The organism is Rhodopirellula maiorica SM1, assembly GCF_000346295.1.
Taxonomy (GTDB): Bacteria; Planctomycetota; Planctomycetia; order Pirellulales; family Pirellulaceae; genus Novipirellula; species Novipirellula maiorica.
Map to the genome: position 1 here is coordinate 1 of NZ_ANOG01000312.1, position 860 is coordinate 860.

An 860-nucleotide genomic window follows, 5' to 3' on the forward strand; every position below is an offset into this window, starting at 1 on the left:
CCGGGTTCCACGCATTACCCGGTGCCTTACGGCCCTCGGCTCACCAATGCGATTTGCATTTCGACGAAATCAACAGCCTGCTAGCCACGGTTCTGACATTCAACCGGGGCTAACGCCCAAACCCATGCTGTGAAGCATTTTTTCGTTGCGAAACTCGCTACTCGAACAAGCCATCGACAAGGCTGCTGACTTGCGTGCGAAAGCTGCTCAGCGAGGCGTCTTCGAGTAAATCCGAACGGTTGTTTTTGACCATGGCGGCGGCCAGTGGCTTATGTTCTTGCCAATCGCTCAAACGAAAATCACGAATGTCGACGTACACATTCGATAGGTTGTTGCTGATCTTGGGGACCAAAAACACACCCTCTTTGCCACGCACGACGTGGTAGTGCATCGCGACGAATAACAATACCGCGCCGCAGACCATGCCGGCTAGAAAACGTGACATCGCTCGAATCCTTGAATGAAATGAAATCGACAAGCAACTGAAATTACGCAAACTCCCCGTTTGACGCAAGATGAACCGATCGAGAGTACGTTCTAGCTGAAATGACGAGCACGCTACCCGCTGCCGGAACGGCGCAAATGCACTTCGCAAGAATTGCCATATCCGTGTTGGACTCAACAGCAGTATTCTCGCGAAATGCCCCCTGCTGTAGGCGTTTGCTTGTTCCGACCTACGTTTTCCGGCCTACGTTTGGGAAAAACACAACGCGTTACAGACCCGCCGTTTGCGGCAGCCCAAACATGACGTTCATGTTTTGGATCGCCGCACCGCTGGCCCCTTTGGTCAAATTGTCGATGGCACACACCAGCACGATGCGGTCGCCGGCGTCCCGGGCTGTCAATTGAACGTGATTGGT

The 860-nt window shown here is 53.4% G+C and carries 1 protein-coding gene and 1 pseudogene; both read right to left on the reverse strand.

All coding sequences use genetic code 11. From position 1 onward, the window contains the following. Positions 1-157: 157 nt before the first annotated feature. A complete protein-coding gene (locus tag RMSM_RS10075) occupies positions 158-445 on the reverse strand; it encodes a hypothetical protein (protein WP_008695052.1) in 288 nt (95 codons plus the stop codon). 268 nt (positions 446-713) lie between these two features. Then, positions 714-860, reverse strand: a pseudogene (gene argC, locus RMSM_RS39725) (N-acetyl-gamma-glutamyl-phosphate reductase); the annotation flags it as partial.